We start from the raw sequence: 17,262 nt of genomic DNA, 5'->3' as shown, positions 1-17,262 counted from the left end.
GCCGTCCGCGCGCCGGCGCGCGCCCGCGCCATCCGGCCGTGGCGGGCCGGCCCCACGCGGTGCGAGCCGTCGCCGGGCGCGTGACGGGGCTCGGCCGGTGGCCGCGATACCGGGATAATGGCCGACGTTTCCGCGTGCCCCGTACGGTGCGCGGTGCGCGACCCCGAGGAGCACCTTCATGACCCCGCCAGTCGTCCACTCGCTGCGCGAGCAGATCCGCGAGCACATCCTGGAAGGGATCATCAGCGGGCGATGGCAGCCGGGTGAGCGGATCGTGGAGCGGCACATCGCCGTGGAACTCGAGGTCAGCCAGACCCCGGTGCGCGAGGCCCTGCGCGAGTTGGAGTCGCTGCGTCTCATCGAGTCGGCCCCGAACAAGGGCGTACGCGTCCGCAGTCTGACCGCCGCCGACCTCAAGGAGAGCTATCCGGTACGGGCCGGGCTCGAACAGGTGGCGGCGGAGCTGGCCGCCGGCAAGCTGGCCGCCGACACGACGGCGCTGGAGCGCGAGGTGGCGGCGCTGTGCGAGGCGGACCGGGCCCCGGACGGTGAGGCGCAGGTCAGGCACACCGTGGCCTTCCACCGCGAGATCGTCCTGGCCTCCGGCAACAGCGTCCTGCTGCACACCTGGGAGTCGCTGGGCGTCGAGGTGTGGACGACGCTCTCCATCCGCTGGCTGAGCCCCGAGCCGCGCTCCCACGCGCAGGAGCACCAGGAACTCGTGGACGCCTTCCGCCGCCGCGACCCGGCCATCGGCGAACTGCTGCGCACGCACGTGCTGAGCTGCGCGCCCCGGCTGTGACCGGGTCGGGTCGGCCGGGCCGGTTCGGCTGTGACCGGTTCGGGCCGGTGATGACCGGTTCGGCTGGGGCTGCTTCGGTCTGGTCCGGTTCGGCCGGGATCAGTTCCGTTCGGCGGTGATCGGTTCGGTCGTGGCCGGGCGCGCGGTCGGTCACAGGCGGCGTCCGGACGCGAAGGCCATGGCGACGATCACCGCGAGCAGCAGCCAGACCATGGGCACGTTTCCTCCTACGGGAGTACGGGGTGTGACCGGTCTTCCGGCCGCCGCCCCCAGGGGGGTGGCTCGCGGTGGGCGCGGGCCGCGCCGGTGGGGTTCGGCGCCCCGGCCGGCGGCGCCCGGCGCGCGCCGCTGGGTCGGGCACGCGCCGGAGCGCCGCCCGCGCTCGGGCGGCGGGCCCCGGTGCGTGGTCACGGGTCCACGGTGCCGCGCCCGCCACCCACGGGGCATCGGGCCGGCGGCGACAACGCGGGGCGCCGGAGGTAGCCCACGGGCGTACGCCCCCGGGCCGATGCCCCGGCGCGGCGGCGGGCCGTACGATCCGGCCATGCCTGACACCGCGCGCCGTGGGCGCGTCCGCCCACCCCGGCCGACCCCCGCCCCCGGCGCCGCGTCCGACGCCGCGCCCTCGGGGGCACTGCGACGCGCCCGGTCCGTCGCGGCGACGGCGCTGGCCTGGGGCGGGGCCCTGGTGTATCCGGTGGCCCTGTTCGCGGCGGTGCAGGCGGAGCCGCGCCAGGCGGTGGCGGTCCAGATCATGCTCCTGGTGATCGCCACGATGCTGCCGGTGTCGCTGCTGCGACGCAGCCCGGTGGCGGCGCTGCCGCTCATGCTGGCGGGCACGCTCGCCGCGTCGACCCCGCCGGAGATCACCTGGGAGGTCGTCTACCTGCTGGCCCTGGTGGACGACGTGGCGCTCGGCTACCTCGCGGCGCGCCGGTCGCGCCGCGTGAGCCTGTCGATGGCGGCGCTGACCCTGCTGACGCACGTCACCGTCGTATCGACCGGGGCCCGGGCGAACGACGACGCCCTCAACGCCTCCGTGCTGTTCGCGCTGACCGCCCTGGTGGCCTGGACGAGCGGGCGGACGCTGCGCGAGCGCCGCGAGCACGCCGCGGCGCTCCGCGACCAGGCCGCCGCCCGGGCCGTCACCGCCGAGCGGCTGCGCATCGCCCGCGAGTTGCACGACATGATCGCGCACAGCATCGGCGTCATCGCCATCCAGGCGGGCGTGGGGGGCCGGGTGATCGACTCCCAGCCCGCCGAGGCGCGCAAGGCCCTGTCCGTCATCGAGGCCACCAGCCGCGAGACGCTCGCCGGGCTGCGCCGGACGCTGGTCGCGCTGCGCCGCGACGAGTCGGACGGGGCGGGCGCGGCCGGCTCCCGCGAGCCCGCCCCCGGCCTGGACGACCTGGGCAAGCTCGCCGCGACGACGGCGGACGCGGGCGTGCGGGTCGAGGTGTGTTGGGAGGGTGCGCGCAGGCCGCTGCCGGCCGACATCGACCTGGCGGGCTATCGGATCGTGCAGGAGGCCCTCACCAACGTCATCCGGCACGCGCGGACCGACGCGTGCCGGGTGACCGTCGCCTACCGGACGACGGCGGTGGCGGTCGAGGTGGTCGACGCCGGGCGCGGCGGCACGATCCCGCCCGGCGCCGGCCTCGGGATCGTCGGCATGCGGGAGCGGGCCGCGCTGCTGGGCGGCCGGTTCACGGCGGGCCCGCGGCCGGAGGGCGGGTTCACGGTGGCGGCCGTGCTGCCGGTGCCGGACGGGGCGGAGGAGGCCGATGTGGCCGCGAGTTCGGGGTCGGGTGCGGCGGCGGTGGCGACGGGGGTGGCGGGATGAGCGTGCGCGTCGTCCTGGCCGACGACCAGCCGCTGGTGCGGACCGGCCTGCGGGTGCTGATGGCGGACACGCCGGACATCGTCGTGGTGGGCGAGGCGGCGACCGGCGCCGAGGCGGTGCGACTGGCCGCCGAGGTCGCGCCCGACATGGTGGTGATGGACATCCGGATGCCGGAGCTGGACGGCATCGAGGCCACCCGGCGGCTCACGGCCGACCAGCCGGACGTCCGCAGCCTCATCCTCACCACCTTCGATGACGACGACTCCGTGTACGCCGCGCTGCGGGCCGGGGCCAGCGGGTTCCTCGTCAAGGACATGGCGTTGGAGGCAATCCTGGACGCCATCCGGGTGGTCGCCGCCGGGGACGGGCTGATCGCGCCGAGCGTGACCCGCCGGCTGATCGAGGAGTTCGCGGGCCGCCCCGAGCCCGCGCCGCCGCCCCCGCCGCCGAGTGGCATCACCGACCGGGAGCGCGAGGTGCTGACCCTCGTCGGCCGGGGGCTGTCCAACGCGGAGATCGCCGGCGAGCTGTGCATCGCCGTCGCCACCGCCAAGGCGCACGTGGCCCGGCTGTTCACCAAGCTCGGCGCCCGCGACCGGGTGCACCTGGTCATCGCCGCGTACGAGGCGGGCCTGGTCACCCCGACGCGCTGAGCCGCGCCACCGCACCGCGGCGGCCTGCCCGCGCGGGTGCCATCCGCCGGCGGTTCGGCGCGCGGTACGGGGATCGGTGACGGGCTCGGTGGGACCGGGCGGGGGTGCGCCCGGCGGGGTCCCGCACGGCGCCCACGGGCCCTCCCCCGAGCCCTCCGGCGCGAGCGCGAACGGCGTCTCGCCATCGCCCAGTTGCGGCACGCAGTGCCGGCGATGGCGACACCGCGTGCCGACTTTTGCCCATTCGCCCGAGAACCATTGATCGATCATCGATCACAGTCGTATCGTCGAACGCGGGGTGCGACCCCTGCCTGCCGCTCTTGCCTTCACTCGTCCGGAAAGGGGCCACCCATGCCCGACGCCGTACGCCCGCCGTACAGCCAGCTCGACCAGCTCCCGGACCGGGACCCGCAGGAGACGGCCGAGTGGCGCGAGTCGCTCGACGCCGTGACCGAGGCGGCGGGCCCGCACCGCGCCGCGTATCTGCTGCGCCGCACGCTGGAGCACGCCGCGCGCCCGGACGCCCCGCGGGGCCTGAGCCTGCCCCCGCTCCAGGAGACCGACTACGTCAACACGATCCCCACCGCCGCCGAGCCCGCCTACCCGGGCGACGAGGCGCTGGAGGCCCGGATCACGGCGTGGAACCGGTGGAACGCCGCCGCGATGGTCACCCGTGGCGCGCGGTTCGGCCTCGGCGGGCACATCGCCACCTTCGCCTCCGCCGCCTGGCTCTACGAGACCGGCTTCCAGCACTTCTTCCGCGGCAAGGAGGGCGACCAGTCCGGCGACCAGCTCTACCTCCAGGGCCATGCGTCGCCCGGCATCTACGCCCGCGCGTTCCTCGACGGCCGGCTCGGCGAGGCGCAGCTCGACCGGTTCCGGCAGGAGGCCGCGGGCAACGCGGGCGGGCTGCCGTCCTACCCGCACCCGCGCCGGCTGCCCTGGCTGTGGGAGTTCCCCACGGTCTCGATGGGCCTCGGCCCGCTCTCGGCGATCTACCAGGCGCGGTTCAACCGGTACCTGGAGCACCGTGGCATCAAGGACACCTCCGCCTCCCGGGTGTGGGCCTTCCTCGGGGACGGCGAGATGGACGAGCCCGAGTCGACCGCCGCCCTCGCGCTGGCCGGCCGGGAGGGGCTGGACAACCTCACCTTCGTCATCAACTGCAACCTCCAGCGCCTCGACGGCCCGGTGCGGCCCAACTTCAAGATCGTGCAGGAGCTGGAGGCGCAGTTCCGCGCCGCGGGGTGGAACGTCGTCAAGGCTTTGTGGGGCGCCGCGTGGGACGAGGTGCTGGCCCGCGACACCGAGGGCGCGCTGCTGCGCAGGCTGCGCGAGGTGCCGGACGCCCAGTTCCAGACGTACGCGACGCGGGACGCGAGCTACGTGCGCGAGCACTTCTTCGACGGCGAGCCCGCGCTGGCCGCGCTCGGCCGCGAGCTGACCGACGCCAAGCTCCTCGAACTGTTCCAGACCTCGCGCGCCGGGCACGAGCCGCGCAAGGTGTACGCGGCCTACCGGGCGGCGGTCGAGCACCGCGGGGCGCCGACGGTGATCCTGGCGCAGACCGTCAAGGGGTACACCCTCGGCCCGGGCTTCGAGTCCCGCAACGCCAACCACCAGATGAAGAAGCTCACGGGCAAGGAGTTCCGCGCCATGCGGGACCTGCTGGAGCTGCCCATTCCGGACAGCGCGCTGAGCGGCGACCTCGTGCCGTACTGGCACCCCGGCCAGGACTCCCCCGAGGTGCGCTACCTGCACGAGCGCCGTGCCGCGCTCGGCGGCCCCGCCCCGGCCCGCAAGGTGGTCGCGAGGCCCCTGCCGGCCCCCGCGCAGAAGCCGTTCGAGGCGCTGTACAAGGGCTCGGGCACCCAGGAGATCGCCACCACGATGGCGTTCGTCCGGCTGGTCAAGGACCTCATGCGGGACAAGGAGACCGGACACCGCTGGGTGCCGATCGTGCCGGACGAGGCGCGCACCTTCGGCATGGAGTCGCTGTTCCCGTCGGCCGGGATCTACTCGCCGGTCGGTCAGACGTACGACCCGGTCGACCGCGATCAGCTCCTGTACTACAAGGAGGCCAAGAACGGTCAGATCCTCAACGAGGGCATCACCGAGGCGGGTTCGCTGGCCGACTTCACCGCGGCGGCGACGTCGTACGCGACGCACGCCGAGCCGATGATCCCGTTCTACATCTTCTACTCGATGTTCGGCTGGCAACGCACGGCGGACCAGTTCTGGGCACTGGCCGACCAGTTGGGCCGCGGCTTCGTCATCGGCGCGACCGCCGGCCGCACCACGATGACCGGCGAGGGGCTCCAGCACGCGGACGGCCACTCGCACCTGATCGCCTCCACCAACCCGGCGGCGCTCTCGTACGACCCGGCGTTCGCCTACGAGGTCGCGGTCATCGTCAAGGAGGGGCTGCGCCGGATGTACCGCCCCGAGGCGGGCGAGGACCCCGACGTCTTCTACTACCTGACGGTCTACAACGAGACCAAGGTGCAGCCGCCGATGCCGGAGGGCGTCGAGGAGGGCATCATCAAGGGCCTCTACCGCTACCGGCCGGCCGACGAACAGGCCGCGGCGGCATCGGCCGCAGCCAACACCGGCGCGCCCACCACCGAAGGTGGCGGCCCGCCGCGCCTGCAACTCCTCGCCTCCGGCACCGCCATCCACTGGGCCCTGGACGCCCAGCGGTTGCTGGCCGACGACTGGGGAGTCGCCGCCGACGTGTGGTCGGCACCCTCATGGACCGAGTTGCGCCGCGACGCCCTGTCCTGCGATGCGGCGCAGCTCAAGGGCGAGGATCGGGTCCCGTACGTCACCCGTGCCCTGGCCGGCGCACCGGGCCCGGTCCTCGCTGTCAGTGACTGGATGCGGTCGGTTCCCGACCAGATAGCGCCCTGGGTGGAGCAGGACTGGACCTCGATCGGCACGGACGGCTTCGGCCTCTCCGACACCCGCGAGGCCGTCCGCCGCCACTTCGGCGTCGACCCCCAGTCCGTGACCGTGGCGGCGCTCGCCGCGCTGGCCAAGCGCGGGGAGGTCAAGCCGGAGACGGTGCGCGAGGCCGCGGAGCGGTACGGGCTCTGACGGTTCGCGGCGGGCGGGCCGGCCAGCGCCATCGGCCCGCCCGCCGCCCCGGTGGCCGTTCCCTCGAAGGCCGTTCCCCGGAGGGCCGCTCCCTGGGCGGCTCTCCCGTACGGACCGCCCTCGGGCCGACCCGCTCCCCTCCTGACCGCGCCACCGGCCCGCTCCCCCGGGTCGGTGGGGCGCGGCAGCCGCGACTGTCAGTGGCCGCGTGCATCATGAGCCCATGCGCGCGGCCCGACTGATCAAGATGGTGTTGCTGCTCCAGTCCCGGGCCCTGATGACGGGGGCGGAGCTGGCGGAGGAGTTGGAGGTCTCGGAGCGGACGGTGGCCAGGGACGTACTGGCCCTGTCCGAGGCCGGCGTCCCGATCTACGCGGACCGGGGCCGGGCCGGGGGGTACCGCCTCATCGGCGGCTACCGCACCCGCCTCACCGGCCTCGGCCGCACGGAGGCCGAGGCGCTCTTCCTGTCCGGGGTGCCGTCGGCGCTGCGCGAGATGGGCCTCGCGGACGCCGCCTCCGCGGCCCGGCTCAAGGTGTCGGCCGCCCTGCTGCCCGAGCTGAGCGACGCGGCGGACGGGGCGGCCCAGCGCTTCCACTTGGACGCCCCGGGCTGGTTCCACGCGCCGAGCGCCCCCGAGCTGCTCCCGGTGATCGCCGACGCGGTGTGGGACGACCGCCGGCTCACCGCCCGCTACCGCCGGGGCGGCGGCGAGGTGGAGCGCGAGCTGGAACCGTACGGGCTCGTGCTCAAGGCGGGGGTCTGGTATCTGGCGGCGCGCGTGGACGCCTCGTGGCGGGTCTACCGCGTCGACCGGTTCACGGCCGTCGAGCCGTCCGGGGAGCGCTTCGAGCGCGACGCCTCCTTCGAGCTGCCCGCCTTCTGGGCGGACCGCGCGGCGGACTTCCGGCGCTCGATCCTGCACGCGGAGGTCGTGCTCCGCCTGTCGGAGCGCGGCGCCCGGCTACTGCCGCGCAGGACGGACCCCGGCACGGCCCGGGAGTCGATCGCCGCGGCGGCCAACCCCGACCCGCGGGGCTGGATCACGGTCACCCTGCCCGTCGAGACGCTGGACGTCGCCTACGAGCAGCTCCTCGGGCTCGGCCCGGAGTGCGAGGTCATCGAGCCCCCCGCGCTGCGCGCACGCATGGCCGAGGCCCTGGCCCAGGCGGCGGCGCTCTACGCCTGACGCCGGCCCGGCGCCCCCCGCTCCGGCCCCCGATCCCGTCCTCGCCCCCGCTCCCGCTCCCGCTCCCGTCCCCGCTCCCCCGCAGCATCCGGCCACGACTCGGGGACGTACCTGGGCCCGGGCCGCGCCGCCCCGCCCGCCCCGGGAAAGGCGGCACGGCCCTTCCCCGAAGCGGCCCCCGCGCGCCCTACCGGTAGTCCTCGACCGACCCCTCCTTCTTGCCGAAGACCAGGTCACGGAAGTAGCCGAAGCAGTCAGGCTGGGAGCCGTCGGTGTCGCGGAAGTCGTAGACCCTGGCCAGTTCGCCGCTGGAGAGCGAGGCGCCGTTCCAGCGGGCCCGGTCCTCGTCGCCGGCGAGCGCGGCGACCGCCTTGCCGATGAGCGCCGGGGACTCGGCGATGGCGAAGTGCGGCTCCCGCGCGATGGCGTCGCGCCAGTTCTCCTCGGTCACCCCGAAGTGGTCGAGCATCTCCTCCGACCGCAGGAAGCCGGGCGTCATGCTGACGGCCGTGCCGCCGTACTCCTTCAGCTCCTCCGCGATCCCGAACGCGGCCCGGATCGGCACGTTCTTGGCGATGTCGAAGAAGAGGTTGCCCCGGTAGGTGGTGTTGAAGTCGGCGGTGCCGTCGGTCAGCTCGACCACCAGGCCACCGGGCCGCCGGATCAGCAGCGGGAGCACGTGGTGGTGGGTGATCAGGTGCGAGTCGATGCCGAGCCGCAGCATGCGCAACCCCTTGTCGAGGTCCACCTCCCACGCCTTGGTGTCGAACTCGATCAGCCGGTCGCCGCCCCAGACGCCGGTGACCAGGATGTCGAGCCGCCCGTGCCCGTCGTCGATGCGCCGCGCGAGGGCACATACCTGCTCCGGCTCCAGGTGGTCGGTGCGGACGGCGATGCCCGTGCCGCCGGCCGCCGTGACCAGCTCCGCGGTCTCCTCGATGGTCTCAGTCGCCCGGCCCACCTCGCTCAGCCGGGCCCCGGCCCCGTCGTCGCCGCGCGAGGTGCGCCCCGTGACGTACACGGTCGCGCCCGCCTCGCCCAGCGCGACGGCGATCGCCCGGCTCGCGCCGCGGGTCGCCCCCGCCACCAGTGCGATCTTGTCCGACAGTGCGCGCCCGCCCTGGGTGTTCACGTGTCCTCGTCCCTTCATCGGTGCCTCACGGTGTTGCCGCCGACGACTGTGTCGGGGAAAGGAGTCATCTCCTGTCGTGATTGCCGAGGAACTCGCGGCCGTCGAAGATCGCGCGCCCGCCGTTCGGGCCGACGCGACCGGCGGGCGCGCGGCAGTCGTACGAACAGCGGGATAACGGGCCGACCCCGCGCGCGGTAACGACACAGCCGCATCCGGGGCACTCGGCGTGCACGGCCATGGCGCAGGGCCGATGCTGGTCCCTGTGATGGACGAGACGGAGTTCTGGGCACTGATCGACGCCTCGCGCGAGGCCGCGGACGGCGACCCCGAGTACCAGGCGGACCTGCTCATCGACCGGTTGCTCCAACTCGACCCGGACTCCGTGGCCGACTTCGCCCGCCACTTCGAGGCGCGCTACCACCGCGCCTACCGCTGGGACCTGTGGGGCGCCGCCACCGTGTTGCTGGACGACACGAGCGAGGACATGTTCGACGACTTCCGCTGCTGGCTGATCGGGCAGGGCCGGGAGGTCTTCGAGGGGGCGCTGCACGAGCCCGACGACCTGGCGCGGCTGCTCGACGACTTCGACCCGCGCGCGGACGGCGACGCGGAGGATCTGGGGTACGCGGCGGACGAGGCGTACGAGCAGCTCACCGGCCTCGAAACGCCCGACCTCGGCCTTCCCGAGCCGCCGGGCGAACCGGCCGGCCCCGCCCTCCCGCTCCGCGACGACAAGGCGCTGGCGGACCGCTTCCCGCTGCTGTGGGACCGGTTCCGGGGCACGGGCGGCTGACCTGGCGACGCGGCGCCCCGGCCCCCGGGGGGCGGGCCCGCCGCCTCACAGGCCGCGCCCCATCAGCACGTCGTCCACGTACGCGCCCGCGAGCAGGAACTCCCCGGGGAGCACGCCCTCCACGGCGAACCCCTCGGACGCGTACAGCTTCCGGGCCGCGTCGTTGTGCCCGAGCACGCGCAGCGTGATCCGCGTGGCACCTTCCGCACGCGCCTGGGCGCACGCCGCGCGCAGCAGAGCGCGCGCCGCACCGCGCCCCCGGGCCCCGTCGTCGACGGCGAGCCCCAGGATCTGGCGTACGTGGGCGTTGGAAGCGAGCGGCGTCGGCGGGCCCAGCCGGATGTAGCCGGCGACCCGGCCGTCCACCTCGACCACCAGGTACTGCGCCGGCGGACCCTGCTCGTCGAGGAACGGCCGGGCCGGGTCCGTCGACGGCGCGGGCTCGGGCGCGGGCGAGTGCACCGGGGACCACACGCGCCGGTCGATGGCGGCCAGCGCCTCCCCGTCGGCCCACCGCGCGGGCCGCACCACCACACCGCCCACGGGCGCCGGCCCGGCCGACGCGACGGGTTCGGCCGAGTCGGCTCCGGTCGGCGCGGCGGGGGCCGCCACGGCGGGCTCGACGTGGGCGGATACGGACGGGTCGGCCGGGCGCGCGGCGGGCGCGGGTTCGCACATGTGGATCACTGTGCCACCGGGCCCCGCCACCCCGACACCCCCGGCCACCCACGGGCCGCCCACGGGCCACCAGCGAGTGGGCCCGGCCTGTCCGCCGTGCGGTGCCCACCCCGCCTGTCCGGGCACATCCCCGGGCCGATCGGGGGCAGGATGGCGGGCATGCGTATTGCAGTCACCGGTGCGTCCGGCCTCATCGGCTCCGCGCTCGCCCACGCGTTGCGGGGCGACGGCCATCACGTCGTACGCCTCGTACGCCACGCCCCGCGCACCGACCACGAGGTGGAGTGGGACCCCCACCGACAGTGGGTGGACGCCAGCGGGCTGATCGGCTGCGAGGCCGTCGTCCATCTGGCCGGCGCGGGCATCGGCGACCGGCGCTGGAGCGCGGCGCGCAAGCGGGAGTTGCGGGACAGCCGGGTGCTGGGCACCGCCGCCATCGCCGAGGCCGTCGCGTCGCTCGACACCCCGCCAGCGGTGCTGGTCTCGGGCAGCGCCATCGGCGTCTACGGCGACACCGGGGACCGCCCGGTGGACGAAAACACCCCGCCCGGACACGGCTTCCTGGCCGATCTGTGCCAGGAGTGGGAGGAGGCGGCGGAGCCCGCCGTCGAGGCCGGCATCCGCACCGCGTACGCCCGCACCGGTCTCGTGGTGGCGCGCGGCGGCGGGGCCTGGGGGCGGATGTTCCCGCTGTTCCGGCTGGGGCTCGGCGGCCGGCTCGGCGCCGGCGCCCAGTTCTGGAGCTTCATCGCCCTGCGGGACGAGGTGGCGGCGCTGCGCCACATCATCGCGACCGAGTCGCTCTCGGGCCCGGTGAACCTCACCGCGCCCGAGCCGGTCACCAACCGCGAGGTCACCGCCGCCATGGGACGCGTGCTGCGCCGACCCACGAAGCTGGCCGTGCCCCGGCCCGCGCTGCGCCTGGCCCTCGGTGAACTGTCCTCCGACGTCCTGAGCAGCCAACGCGTCCTGCCCCGGCGCCTGTTGGACACCGGCTTCCGCTTCGACTTCCCGCACATCGACGACGCGATCCGGGCCGCCTGACACGCCACCGGCGCGGCCTCGCCCGCCGCCGGCGACCGTTGACGCGGCCCGCCATCACCCCGCCCGCCCCGGCGCCACCCGCGCCGCCGGCGCCCGCGCCTCGGCGCCCGCGTACCCGCCGTGCCGCGTGCCCGCCGTGCCGCGTGCCGGCGGCGCGGGGCTCACGCGCGCGGGCCTCGCGCCCCCGGCCCCACCACCGGTGCCCGCGTCGCCCGCCGGTCCCACCCGACGCGCGTGCGACCGTCGTGCGACCGTGCTCGGTCGATGCGCGACTGCCGTCGCCCGGCTTTCTTCCTACCGTCGAGTCCGGTTCACGCATCCCCCTAGCCAGTTGAGGGCATCAGGCCCCAGAAACATCGCAGCGACCTCGGGGAGGGGCACGTGCTCGGCAGCGCACGCCACACGGACGTCGTCATCGTCGGGGCCGGTCTCGCCGGCCTCGCCGCGGCTCACCAACTGATCAACGCCGGGCTCACGGTGACGGTCCTGGAGGCCGAACCCAGGGTCGGCGGGCGCATGACCACCGACGACATCGACGGTTTCCGGCTCGACCGCACCGGCGAGTTCCTCAACACCTCCTTCCCCGAGCTGCGGCGCACGCCGGGGCTCGGGGAACTGCCCCTGCGCCCGCTGTCGCCCGGCGTGCTGGTGCACGGCGAGGGCCGCACGCACCGGATGGGCGAGCCGCGCGGCACCGGCGGCGCGTTCACCACGGCGCGCGCGCTGGCGACGGCGGCCCGCGCGCCGCGCGCCGGCGGGCTCGACCAGGCCCGGCTCGGCGCGGCCCTCAGCCGGCTCGCGGCGGTGCCCACGCACCGGCTCCTCGCGCGCCCCGAGCGCCCGGCCGCCGCGTCCCTGACGGTCCGCGGACTGCCCTCGCGCACCATCGACGGCTTCCTGCGCCCCCTGCTGACCGCGCTGCTCTCCGACCCGGAGCTGATCACTTCGAGCCGCTGCGCCGATCTGGCGCTGCGCGGATACGCGCGCGGTCGGCTGTCGCTGGCCGCGGGCGGCGCCGCCACGGTCCCGGAACTGCTGGCCGACCTGCTGCCGCCCGGGACGGTGCGCACCGGCGTACGCGCCGTCTCCGCCTCCACCACCCGGGTGGCCACCGCCGAGCACGGCGAGCTGAGCTGCCGTTCGGTGGTCGTGGCCACCGGCGCCAAGGCCGCGGCCGACCTGCTGCCCGGGCTGCGGCTGCCGGCCTTCCACCCGGTGACGGTGTTGCACTACGCGGCGCCGAGCGCGCCGTTGCGCGAGCCCGCGCTCGTGCTGGCCGGCGACCGGCGCGGTCCCGTCGCGTACACCATGGTGGCCAGCGAGGTGGACCCGGCGCGCAGCCGGCCGGGCCAGGCGCTGATCACCGCGGTCGCGCTCGGCGCGGCGGCGACGGCGCCGGCCGGCACGCTGGACGGCGCCGCGCGCGGCCAGCTCGCGCGCGTCTACGCCACCTCCACCCGCGACTGGCGGCTGCTCGCCGCCTTCCCCGACCCCTACGCGGTGCCGGCCATGCCCGCGCCCCACGACCTGCGCCGCCCGGTGCGGCTGCTGCACGGCCTGTACGTGTGCGGCGACCACCGCGACACCAGCTCGGCCCAGGGCGCGCTGTACTCCGGGCGCCGCGCGGCCTGGGAGGTCCTGCGCGACTTCGGGCTGACCCCGGGCTGTGACGCCACGCCGCTCAGCGCGGCTGCCTGACCGCCCGCGGGCCGGCCGGGGAGGCGGCGGCCGGCCCGCGGGAGCCACGTACGGCACGCGCGCGCCGGGCGGGCCGTGCAACCGCTCCCACTCGCGCCCGTGCCGCACTCGAACGCGGAACCGGGTGTACGACACCCGTTCGACGTTCCCCCCGCGAGCGAGGTGCCCCGGCTCATCCCAGGGCCGCCACCCGCTCCCGGTACCCGCGCACCGGGGCCGCGTCCCGATACGGTTCGAGCCGGCGCTCGAAATCGCGCACGTACTCCACCGCGCGCGCCGAGCGCATCTCCGCCGCCTGCTGGGCCGCCTCCGCGCCCAGCGCGCACGCCTGCTCCAGCTCGCCGAGCCCGAGCCGGGCCGTCGCCAGCACCACCCGGCAGAACACCCGACTGCGCGCGAACCCCGCCCCACGGAGCTGGAGCGAGCGCTCCGCGTGCTGGGCGGCGGCGCGGTACTGCTGGAGGTCGCGGTAGCAGTGCCCGAAGTCGTCGGCGAGCTGCGACTCGTCGAAGAAGCGCGCCCAGTACGGCACGTCGTCGCCCGGCCGCGCCGTCTCCAGCGCCCGTTCCGCCCGCGCCAGCGACGCCGTGCAGGCCCGGGCCTCGGACAGGACGGCGTGCCCGCGCGCCTCGGCGGCGTGCAACAGCGCCTGCACCACCGGCGGCGCCCCGGAGCCCACGCCCTGCTGCGCCACCCGCGCGAGCTGCACCGCCTCCCGGCCGTGGCCCAGGTAGACGGCCTGCCGGCTCATCGTGACCAGCACGTAGCTGCCGTACGCCCGGTCCCCCGCGGCCTGGGTCAGCCGCAGGGCCTGCACGAAGTAGCGCTGCGCCAGTCCATGCGCGGCGATGTCGTACGAGGTCCAGCCGGCCAGCCGGGTCAGGTCCGCGATGGCGGCGAACAGGCGGCGCCCGATGGTCTCGCCGTAGCTGCCGCGCAGCATGGGCTCGCCCTCGTGCTCCAGGTAGCGCACCAGCGCCTGCCGGGCGTGGCCGCCGCCGTAGGCGTGGTCCAGTGCCCGGAAGAGTTCGCCGACCGAGCGCAGCGCGGCGATGTCGCCGGCGGTGACCCGGTGCCCCGGGCCCCGGTCGGTGCGGTCGGTGAGCCGCTGGCGCGGCACCGCCACCCGGTTCTGCAGCGGCACGCGCGCGTTGCCGACGCCCGCCACGGCGCCCGCGGCGCCGGCGACCGCCGGCTGCCCCGCGCCCGCGCCGGGGCCGCCGGGTGCGCCGCCGCGGCCGACCCCGCTGGGGGTGGGCCCGCCGGCGCGCGGTGCCCCGACGCCGGGTCGGCCGGCGCCCTCGGGCCCTGGCTGGCCCGGCCTGGTGGGCGCGGGGACGCCGCGGGCCACCCGGTCGTCGGCCCGCCCGATCAGCCAGTCCCGGCTCGGGACCACCAGGCCGGCCGGGGTGAAGGCGATCTTCCGTAGTTCGCTGTGGCTGCCGGAGTCCTTCCGCCACAGTCCGCTGACGATGTCCACCGCCTCCTCCGGCGAGGACGCGAACTCCAGTCCCGCGTAGACCGGGGCGCACGCGTCGAGGCCGAGGTCCTGGGCGGACAGGCGCCTGCCGAGGCGGCGGGTGAAGACCTCGGCGATCAGTGCCGGGGTCGTGCCACGCGGCTGTTGCCCGCGTAGCCAGCGCGTTACCGACGTCTTGTCGTATCGCAGGTCAAGGCCGTGCTCAAGCCCGAGCTGGTCCACTCGCCGGGCGAGGCCCGCGTGCGAGAAACCGGCCTCGGCGATAAGCGCGGCGAGCTGACGGTTGGGGGTGTGCTGCGGGGATCGTTCCGTCATCAGCCTGCCGGTCTCCCTGATCGCATCGCTCTGTGGAACGGCGTGAATTTAGCGGTTGACAGTGCGCTGCTCGCCAGCTTCGCCCTACATTCATCCGATCGTGTGAGAAGCGATGAGATACGTAACGCCCAGCTCACGCCCGTTCCCTCCGGCGCGGGCCCGCCCGCCTCCCACCACCGGCAACGGCCCCACCTCACGCTTTGGCACGGCCTCGCCCCCACCCCCATCCGGGCACGGTCGAAACCCGGCCGATCGCCGCCCCGGCCACGGCTCGAACTCGTCCCCGCCACTCCCCTCACGCCACGCCGGCGAGCCCCTGTCCCGCCCACCGCGCGGGCCGCCCCCCGCCCGTCCTCCGGCCCGCCTCCTGGCGCTCCCTTGGCCGTCCCCATCGCGCGCGCCGGTCGGCTCCCGGGCGTCGCGCGGCCGGCCGTCGGGGCGGCTCGCGCGCCCCGCGAGCCGCGCCGGGCGAGCGCATCCGACGGCCGCGTGCCAGCAGGTCGCGGCACCGCCGTACAGTGGCGGAGGCGGAACGGTTGCGAGTTTGTTCGAAGGAGCTGCCATGGGGCTTCCCCAGCCACACGGAGATCAGAGCGAGCTGCGCTTCGTCCACCTGGGATTCGGCGCGGACGCGGTCGAGTACCAGGAGGCTTGGCAAGAGCAGCGCCGGGTGCACTCGGCACGCTTCGCCGACGAGATCCCGGACACCTGCCTGCTCCTTGAGCACCCCGCGGTCTACACCGCGGGACGGCGCACGGCCGACAACGAACGCCCCCTGGACGGCACCCCCGTGGTGGACGTGGACCGCGGCGGCAAGATCACCTGGCACGGCCCCGGACAACTCGTCGGCTACCCCATCCTGAAGCTGCCGCGCCCCGTGGACGTGATCGCCCACGTCCGGCGGCTTGAGGAGGCGCTGCTGCGCACCTGCGCGGAGCTCGGCGTGGAGACCACCCGTATCGAGGGCCGCAGCGGCGTGTGGGTGCTCGGCGACCCGGTCGAGCAGCGCCCGGCCATCGGCGGCCTCAACCTGGACTTCGACCCGCGGCTGACCGACGAGGAGTTCGACGCCCGGCTGAACGGCCCGGAGTACGCCCCGTCCAACGCGGGCCAGCGCCGCGAGGACCGCAAGCTGGCCGCGATCGGCGTGCGCATCGCCAAGGGCGTGACCATGCACGGCTTCTCGCTGAACTGCAACCCGGACAACACGTCGTTCGACCGCATCGTGCCGTGCGGCATCCGCGACGCCGGCGTGACCTCCCTCTCCCACGAGCTCGGGCGCGACGTCCCCGTCGCGGAGGTGCTCCCGCTGGTCGAGCGGCACCTGACGGACGTGCTGGCCGAGAGCGTGCCGCTGCCCCGCGCTGTCTGAGGAATGCACCCCGCAGCTCGCGGGTTGGTCTCGACAGAAGAGCACGCGATGTACGGGCGTACCCTGGTGTTCGCCGAAGATTCGAAAGCCGCGCCAAGCGAAGTGGAGTGCCGGACGTGTCCGCAGTCGCACCCGATGGACGCAAGATGTTGCGCCTGGAGGTCCGGAACAGCCAGACCCCCATCGAGCGCAAGCCCGAGTGGATCAAGACCCGGGCGAAGATGGGTCCCGAGTACAACCAGTTGCAGAAGCTGGTCAAGACCGAGGGCCTGCACACGGTGTGCCAGGAGGCTGGCTGTCCCAACATCTTCGAGTGCTGGGAGGACCGCGAGGCGACGTTCCTGATCGGCGGCGACCAGTGCACCCGGCGCTGTGACTTCTGCCAGATCGACACCGGCAAGCCGCAGGCGCTCGACCGCGACGAGCCCCGCCGGGTCGCGGAGTCCGTGCAGCAGATGGAGCTGCGCTACGCCACCATCACCGGCGTCGCCCGCGACGACCTGGAGGACGGCGGCGCCTGGCTGTACGCGGAGACCGTGCGCCAGATCCACGCGGCGATGCCGGACACCGGCGTCGAGCTCCTCATCCCGGACTTCAACGCCGAGCCCGCCGCGCTCGCCGAGGTCTTCTCCTCCCGCCCCGAGGTGCTCGCCCACAACGTCGAGACGGTGCCCCGCATCTTCCGGCGCATCCGCCCCGGCTTCCGCTACGAGCGCTCCCTCGAGGTCATCACCAAGGCCCGCGAGGCCGGCCTGGTCACCAAGTCCAACCTGATCCTGGGCATGGGCGAGGAGCGCGCGGAGATCAGCGAGGCGCTGCACGACCTGTACGAGGCGGGCTGCGAGCTGATCACCATCACCCAGTACCTGCGCCCCACCCCCCGCCACCACCCCGTGGAGCGCTGGGTGAAGCCGCAGGAGTTCGTGGAGCTCCAGGAAGAGGCGGAGGAGATCGGTTACGCCGGCGTCATGTCCGGCCCGCTGGTCCGCTCCTCCTACCGCGCCGGCCGGCTCTACCAGCAGGCCATCGAGCGGCGTAACGCGGCGGTCCCCGCCAAGACCGCCTGACCCCACCGGTCAGGCGCGGCGGCACCGCCCCGCTCCCGGCCGGTGAGCGACTTCGGCACGCCCCGCGCGGCCCGCACCACCCGCGACACCGCGCGGTCCG

General features: G+C 75.1%; 13 protein-coding genes. 10 read left to right on the top strand and 3 right to left on the bottom strand.

Annotated elements, in window-relative coordinates:
• Positions 1-178 precede the first annotated feature (178 nt).
• From H7H31_RS26615 to H7H31_RS26595, 5 genes are all read left to right on the top strand, one after another.
• Entirely contained in the window at positions 179-802 is a 624-nt protein-coding gene (locus H7H31_RS26615; RefSeq protein WP_176161228.1) for a GntR family transcriptional regulator, read from the top strand.
• 544 nt (positions 803-1,346) lie between these two features.
• Positions 1,347-2,645, top strand: coding sequence for a sensor histidine kinase (locus H7H31_RS26610; RefSeq protein WP_187061241.1), 1,299 nt, complete (start codon positions 1,347-1,349; stop codon positions 2,643-2,645).
• Positions 2,642-3,298, top strand: coding sequence for a response regulator (locus tag H7H31_RS26605; protein ID WP_187061240.1), 657 nt, complete (start codon positions 2,642-2,644; stop codon positions 3,296-3,298). The genes H7H31_RS26610 and H7H31_RS26605 overlap by 4 nt, the downstream gene beginning before the upstream one ends.
• A 351-nt stretch (positions 3,299-3,649) precedes the next feature.
• On the top strand, positions 3,650-6,394 hold the full coding sequence (gene aceE / locus H7H31_RS26600) for a pyruvate dehydrogenase (acetyl-transferring), homodimeric type (RefSeq protein ID WP_187061239.1): 2,745 nt from the start codon (positions 3,650-3,652) through the stop codon (positions 6,392-6,394).
• Between the two features lie 223 nt (positions 6,395-6,617).
• The gene (locus H7H31_RS26595; protein ID WP_187061238.1) at positions 6,618-7,583 is read left to right on the top strand and encodes a helix-turn-helix transcriptional regulator; all 966 of its coding nucleotides are present in this window, start codon (positions 6,618-6,620) and stop codon (positions 7,581-7,583) included.
• Between the two features lie 187 nt (positions 7,584-7,770).
• Here the strand turns inward: H7H31_RS26595 and H7H31_RS26590 are convergent, their stop codons facing one another.
• Complete coding sequence (locus tag H7H31_RS26590; protein WP_187059761.1) at positions 7,771-8,733, bottom strand: SDR family oxidoreductase; 963 nt, start codon at positions 8,731-8,733, stop codon at positions 7,771-7,773.
• A 247-nt stretch (positions 8,734-8,980) separates the two neighbouring features.
• Between H7H31_RS26590 and H7H31_RS26585 the strand changes: the two genes are divergently transcribed.
• Entirely contained in the window at positions 8,981-9,508 is a 528-nt protein-coding gene (locus tag H7H31_RS26585) for a DUF4240 domain-containing protein (protein ID WP_187059762.1), read from the top strand.
• A 45-nt stretch (positions 9,509-9,553) separates the two neighbouring features.
• On the opposite strand, the gene H7H31_RS26580 is transcribed toward H7H31_RS26585, so the two are convergent.
• Positions 9,554-10,186 (bottom strand): GNAT family N-acetyltransferase, encoded by a 633-nt coding sequence (locus H7H31_RS26580; protein WP_187059760.1) that lies wholly within the window; start codon positions 10,184-10,186, stop codon positions 9,554-9,556.
• 150 nt (positions 10,187-10,336) lie between these two features.
• On the opposite strand from H7H31_RS26580, the gene H7H31_RS26575 reads away from it, so the two are divergent.
• Entirely contained in the window at positions 10,337-11,230 is an 894-nt protein-coding gene (locus H7H31_RS26575; protein ID WP_187060262.1) for a TIGR01777 family oxidoreductase, read from the top strand.
• Positions 11,231-11,611: 381 nt separating this feature from the next.
• Positions 11,612-12,928 (top strand): FAD-dependent oxidoreductase, encoded by a 1,317-nt coding sequence (locus H7H31_RS26570; RefSeq protein ID WP_187060261.1) that lies wholly within the window; start codon positions 11,612-11,614, stop codon positions 12,926-12,928.
• A 172-nt stretch (positions 12,929-13,100) separates the two neighbouring features.
• Here H7H31_RS26570 and H7H31_RS26565 read toward each other — a convergent pair whose 3' ends face one another.
• The gene (locus H7H31_RS26565) at positions 13,101-14,723 is read right to left on the bottom strand and encodes a regulator (RefSeq protein WP_187060260.1); all 1,623 of its coding nucleotides are present in this window, start codon (positions 14,721-14,723) and stop codon (positions 13,101-13,103) included.
• A 562-nt stretch (positions 14,724-15,285) separates the two neighbouring features.
• On the opposite strand from H7H31_RS26565, the gene lipB reads away from it, so the two are divergent.
• Both lipB and lipA read left to right on the top strand, forming a co-directional pair.
• A complete protein-coding gene (gene lipB, locus H7H31_RS26560) occupies positions 15,286-16,095 on the top strand; it encodes a lipoyl(octanoyl) transferase LipB (protein WP_187061247.1) in 810 nt (269 codons plus the stop codon).
• Positions 16,096-16,211: 116 nt separating this feature from the next.
• Positions 16,212-17,162: a lipoyl synthase gene (lipA, locus tag H7H31_RS26555; RefSeq protein WP_187061246.1), complete on the top strand. Its 951-nt coding sequence runs from the start codon at positions 16,212-16,214 to the stop codon at positions 17,160-17,162.
• Positions 17,163-17,262: the final 100 nt, after the last annotated feature.

The sequence above is a fragment of the Streptomyces buecherae genome, assembly GCF_014295035.1.
GTDB classification, from domain to species: Bacteria; Actinomycetota; Actinomycetes; order Streptomycetales; family Streptomycetaceae; genus Streptomyces; species Streptomyces youssoufiensis.
The sequence above is the reverse complement of the archived record's forward strand: the minus strand, read 5'-3'. Positions and strand labels throughout refer to the sequence as shown.

Excerpts from the sequence above, each read along its gene's own strand:
- H7H31_RS26615 (WP_176161228.1), top strand. The coding sequence starts at position 179 with ATGACCCCGCCAGTCGTCCACTCGCTGCGCGAGCAGATCCGCGAGCAC.
- H7H31_RS26610 (WP_187061241.1), top strand. The coding sequence starts at position 1,347 with ATGCCTGACACCGCGCGCCGTGGGCGCGTCCGCCCACCCCGGCCGACC.
- H7H31_RS26605 (WP_187061240.1), top strand. The coding sequence starts at position 2,642 with ATGAGCGTGCGCGTCGTCCTGGCCGACGACCAGCCGCTGGTGCGGACC.
- aceE (WP_187061239.1), top strand. The coding sequence starts at position 3,650 with ATGCCCGACGCCGTACGCCCGCCGTACAGCCAGCTCGACCAGCTCCCG.
- H7H31_RS26595 (WP_187061238.1), top strand. The coding sequence starts at position 6,618 with ATGCGCGCGGCCCGACTGATCAAGATGGTGTTGCTGCTCCAGTCCCGG.
- H7H31_RS26590 (WP_187059761.1), bottom strand. The coding sequence starts at position 8,733 with ATGAAGGGACGAGGACACGTGAACACCCAGGGCGGGCGCGCACTGTCG.
- H7H31_RS26585 (WP_187059762.1), top strand. The coding sequence starts at position 8,981 with ATGGACGAGACGGAGTTCTGGGCACTGATCGACGCCTCGCGCGAGGCC.
- H7H31_RS26580 (WP_187059760.1), bottom strand. The coding sequence starts at position 10,186 with ATGTGCGAACCCGCGCCCGCCGCGCGCCCGGCCGACCCGTCCGTATCC.
- H7H31_RS26575 (WP_187060262.1), top strand. The coding sequence starts at position 10,337 with ATGGCGGGCATGCGTATTGCAGTCACCGGTGCGTCCGGCCTCATCGGC.
- H7H31_RS26565 (WP_187060260.1), bottom strand. The coding sequence starts at position 14,723 with ATGACGGAACGATCCCCGCAGCACACCCCCAACCGTCAGCTCGCCGCG.
- lipB (WP_187061247.1), top strand. The coding sequence starts at position 15,286 with ATGGGGCTTCCCCAGCCACACGGAGATCAGAGCGAGCTGCGCTTCGTC.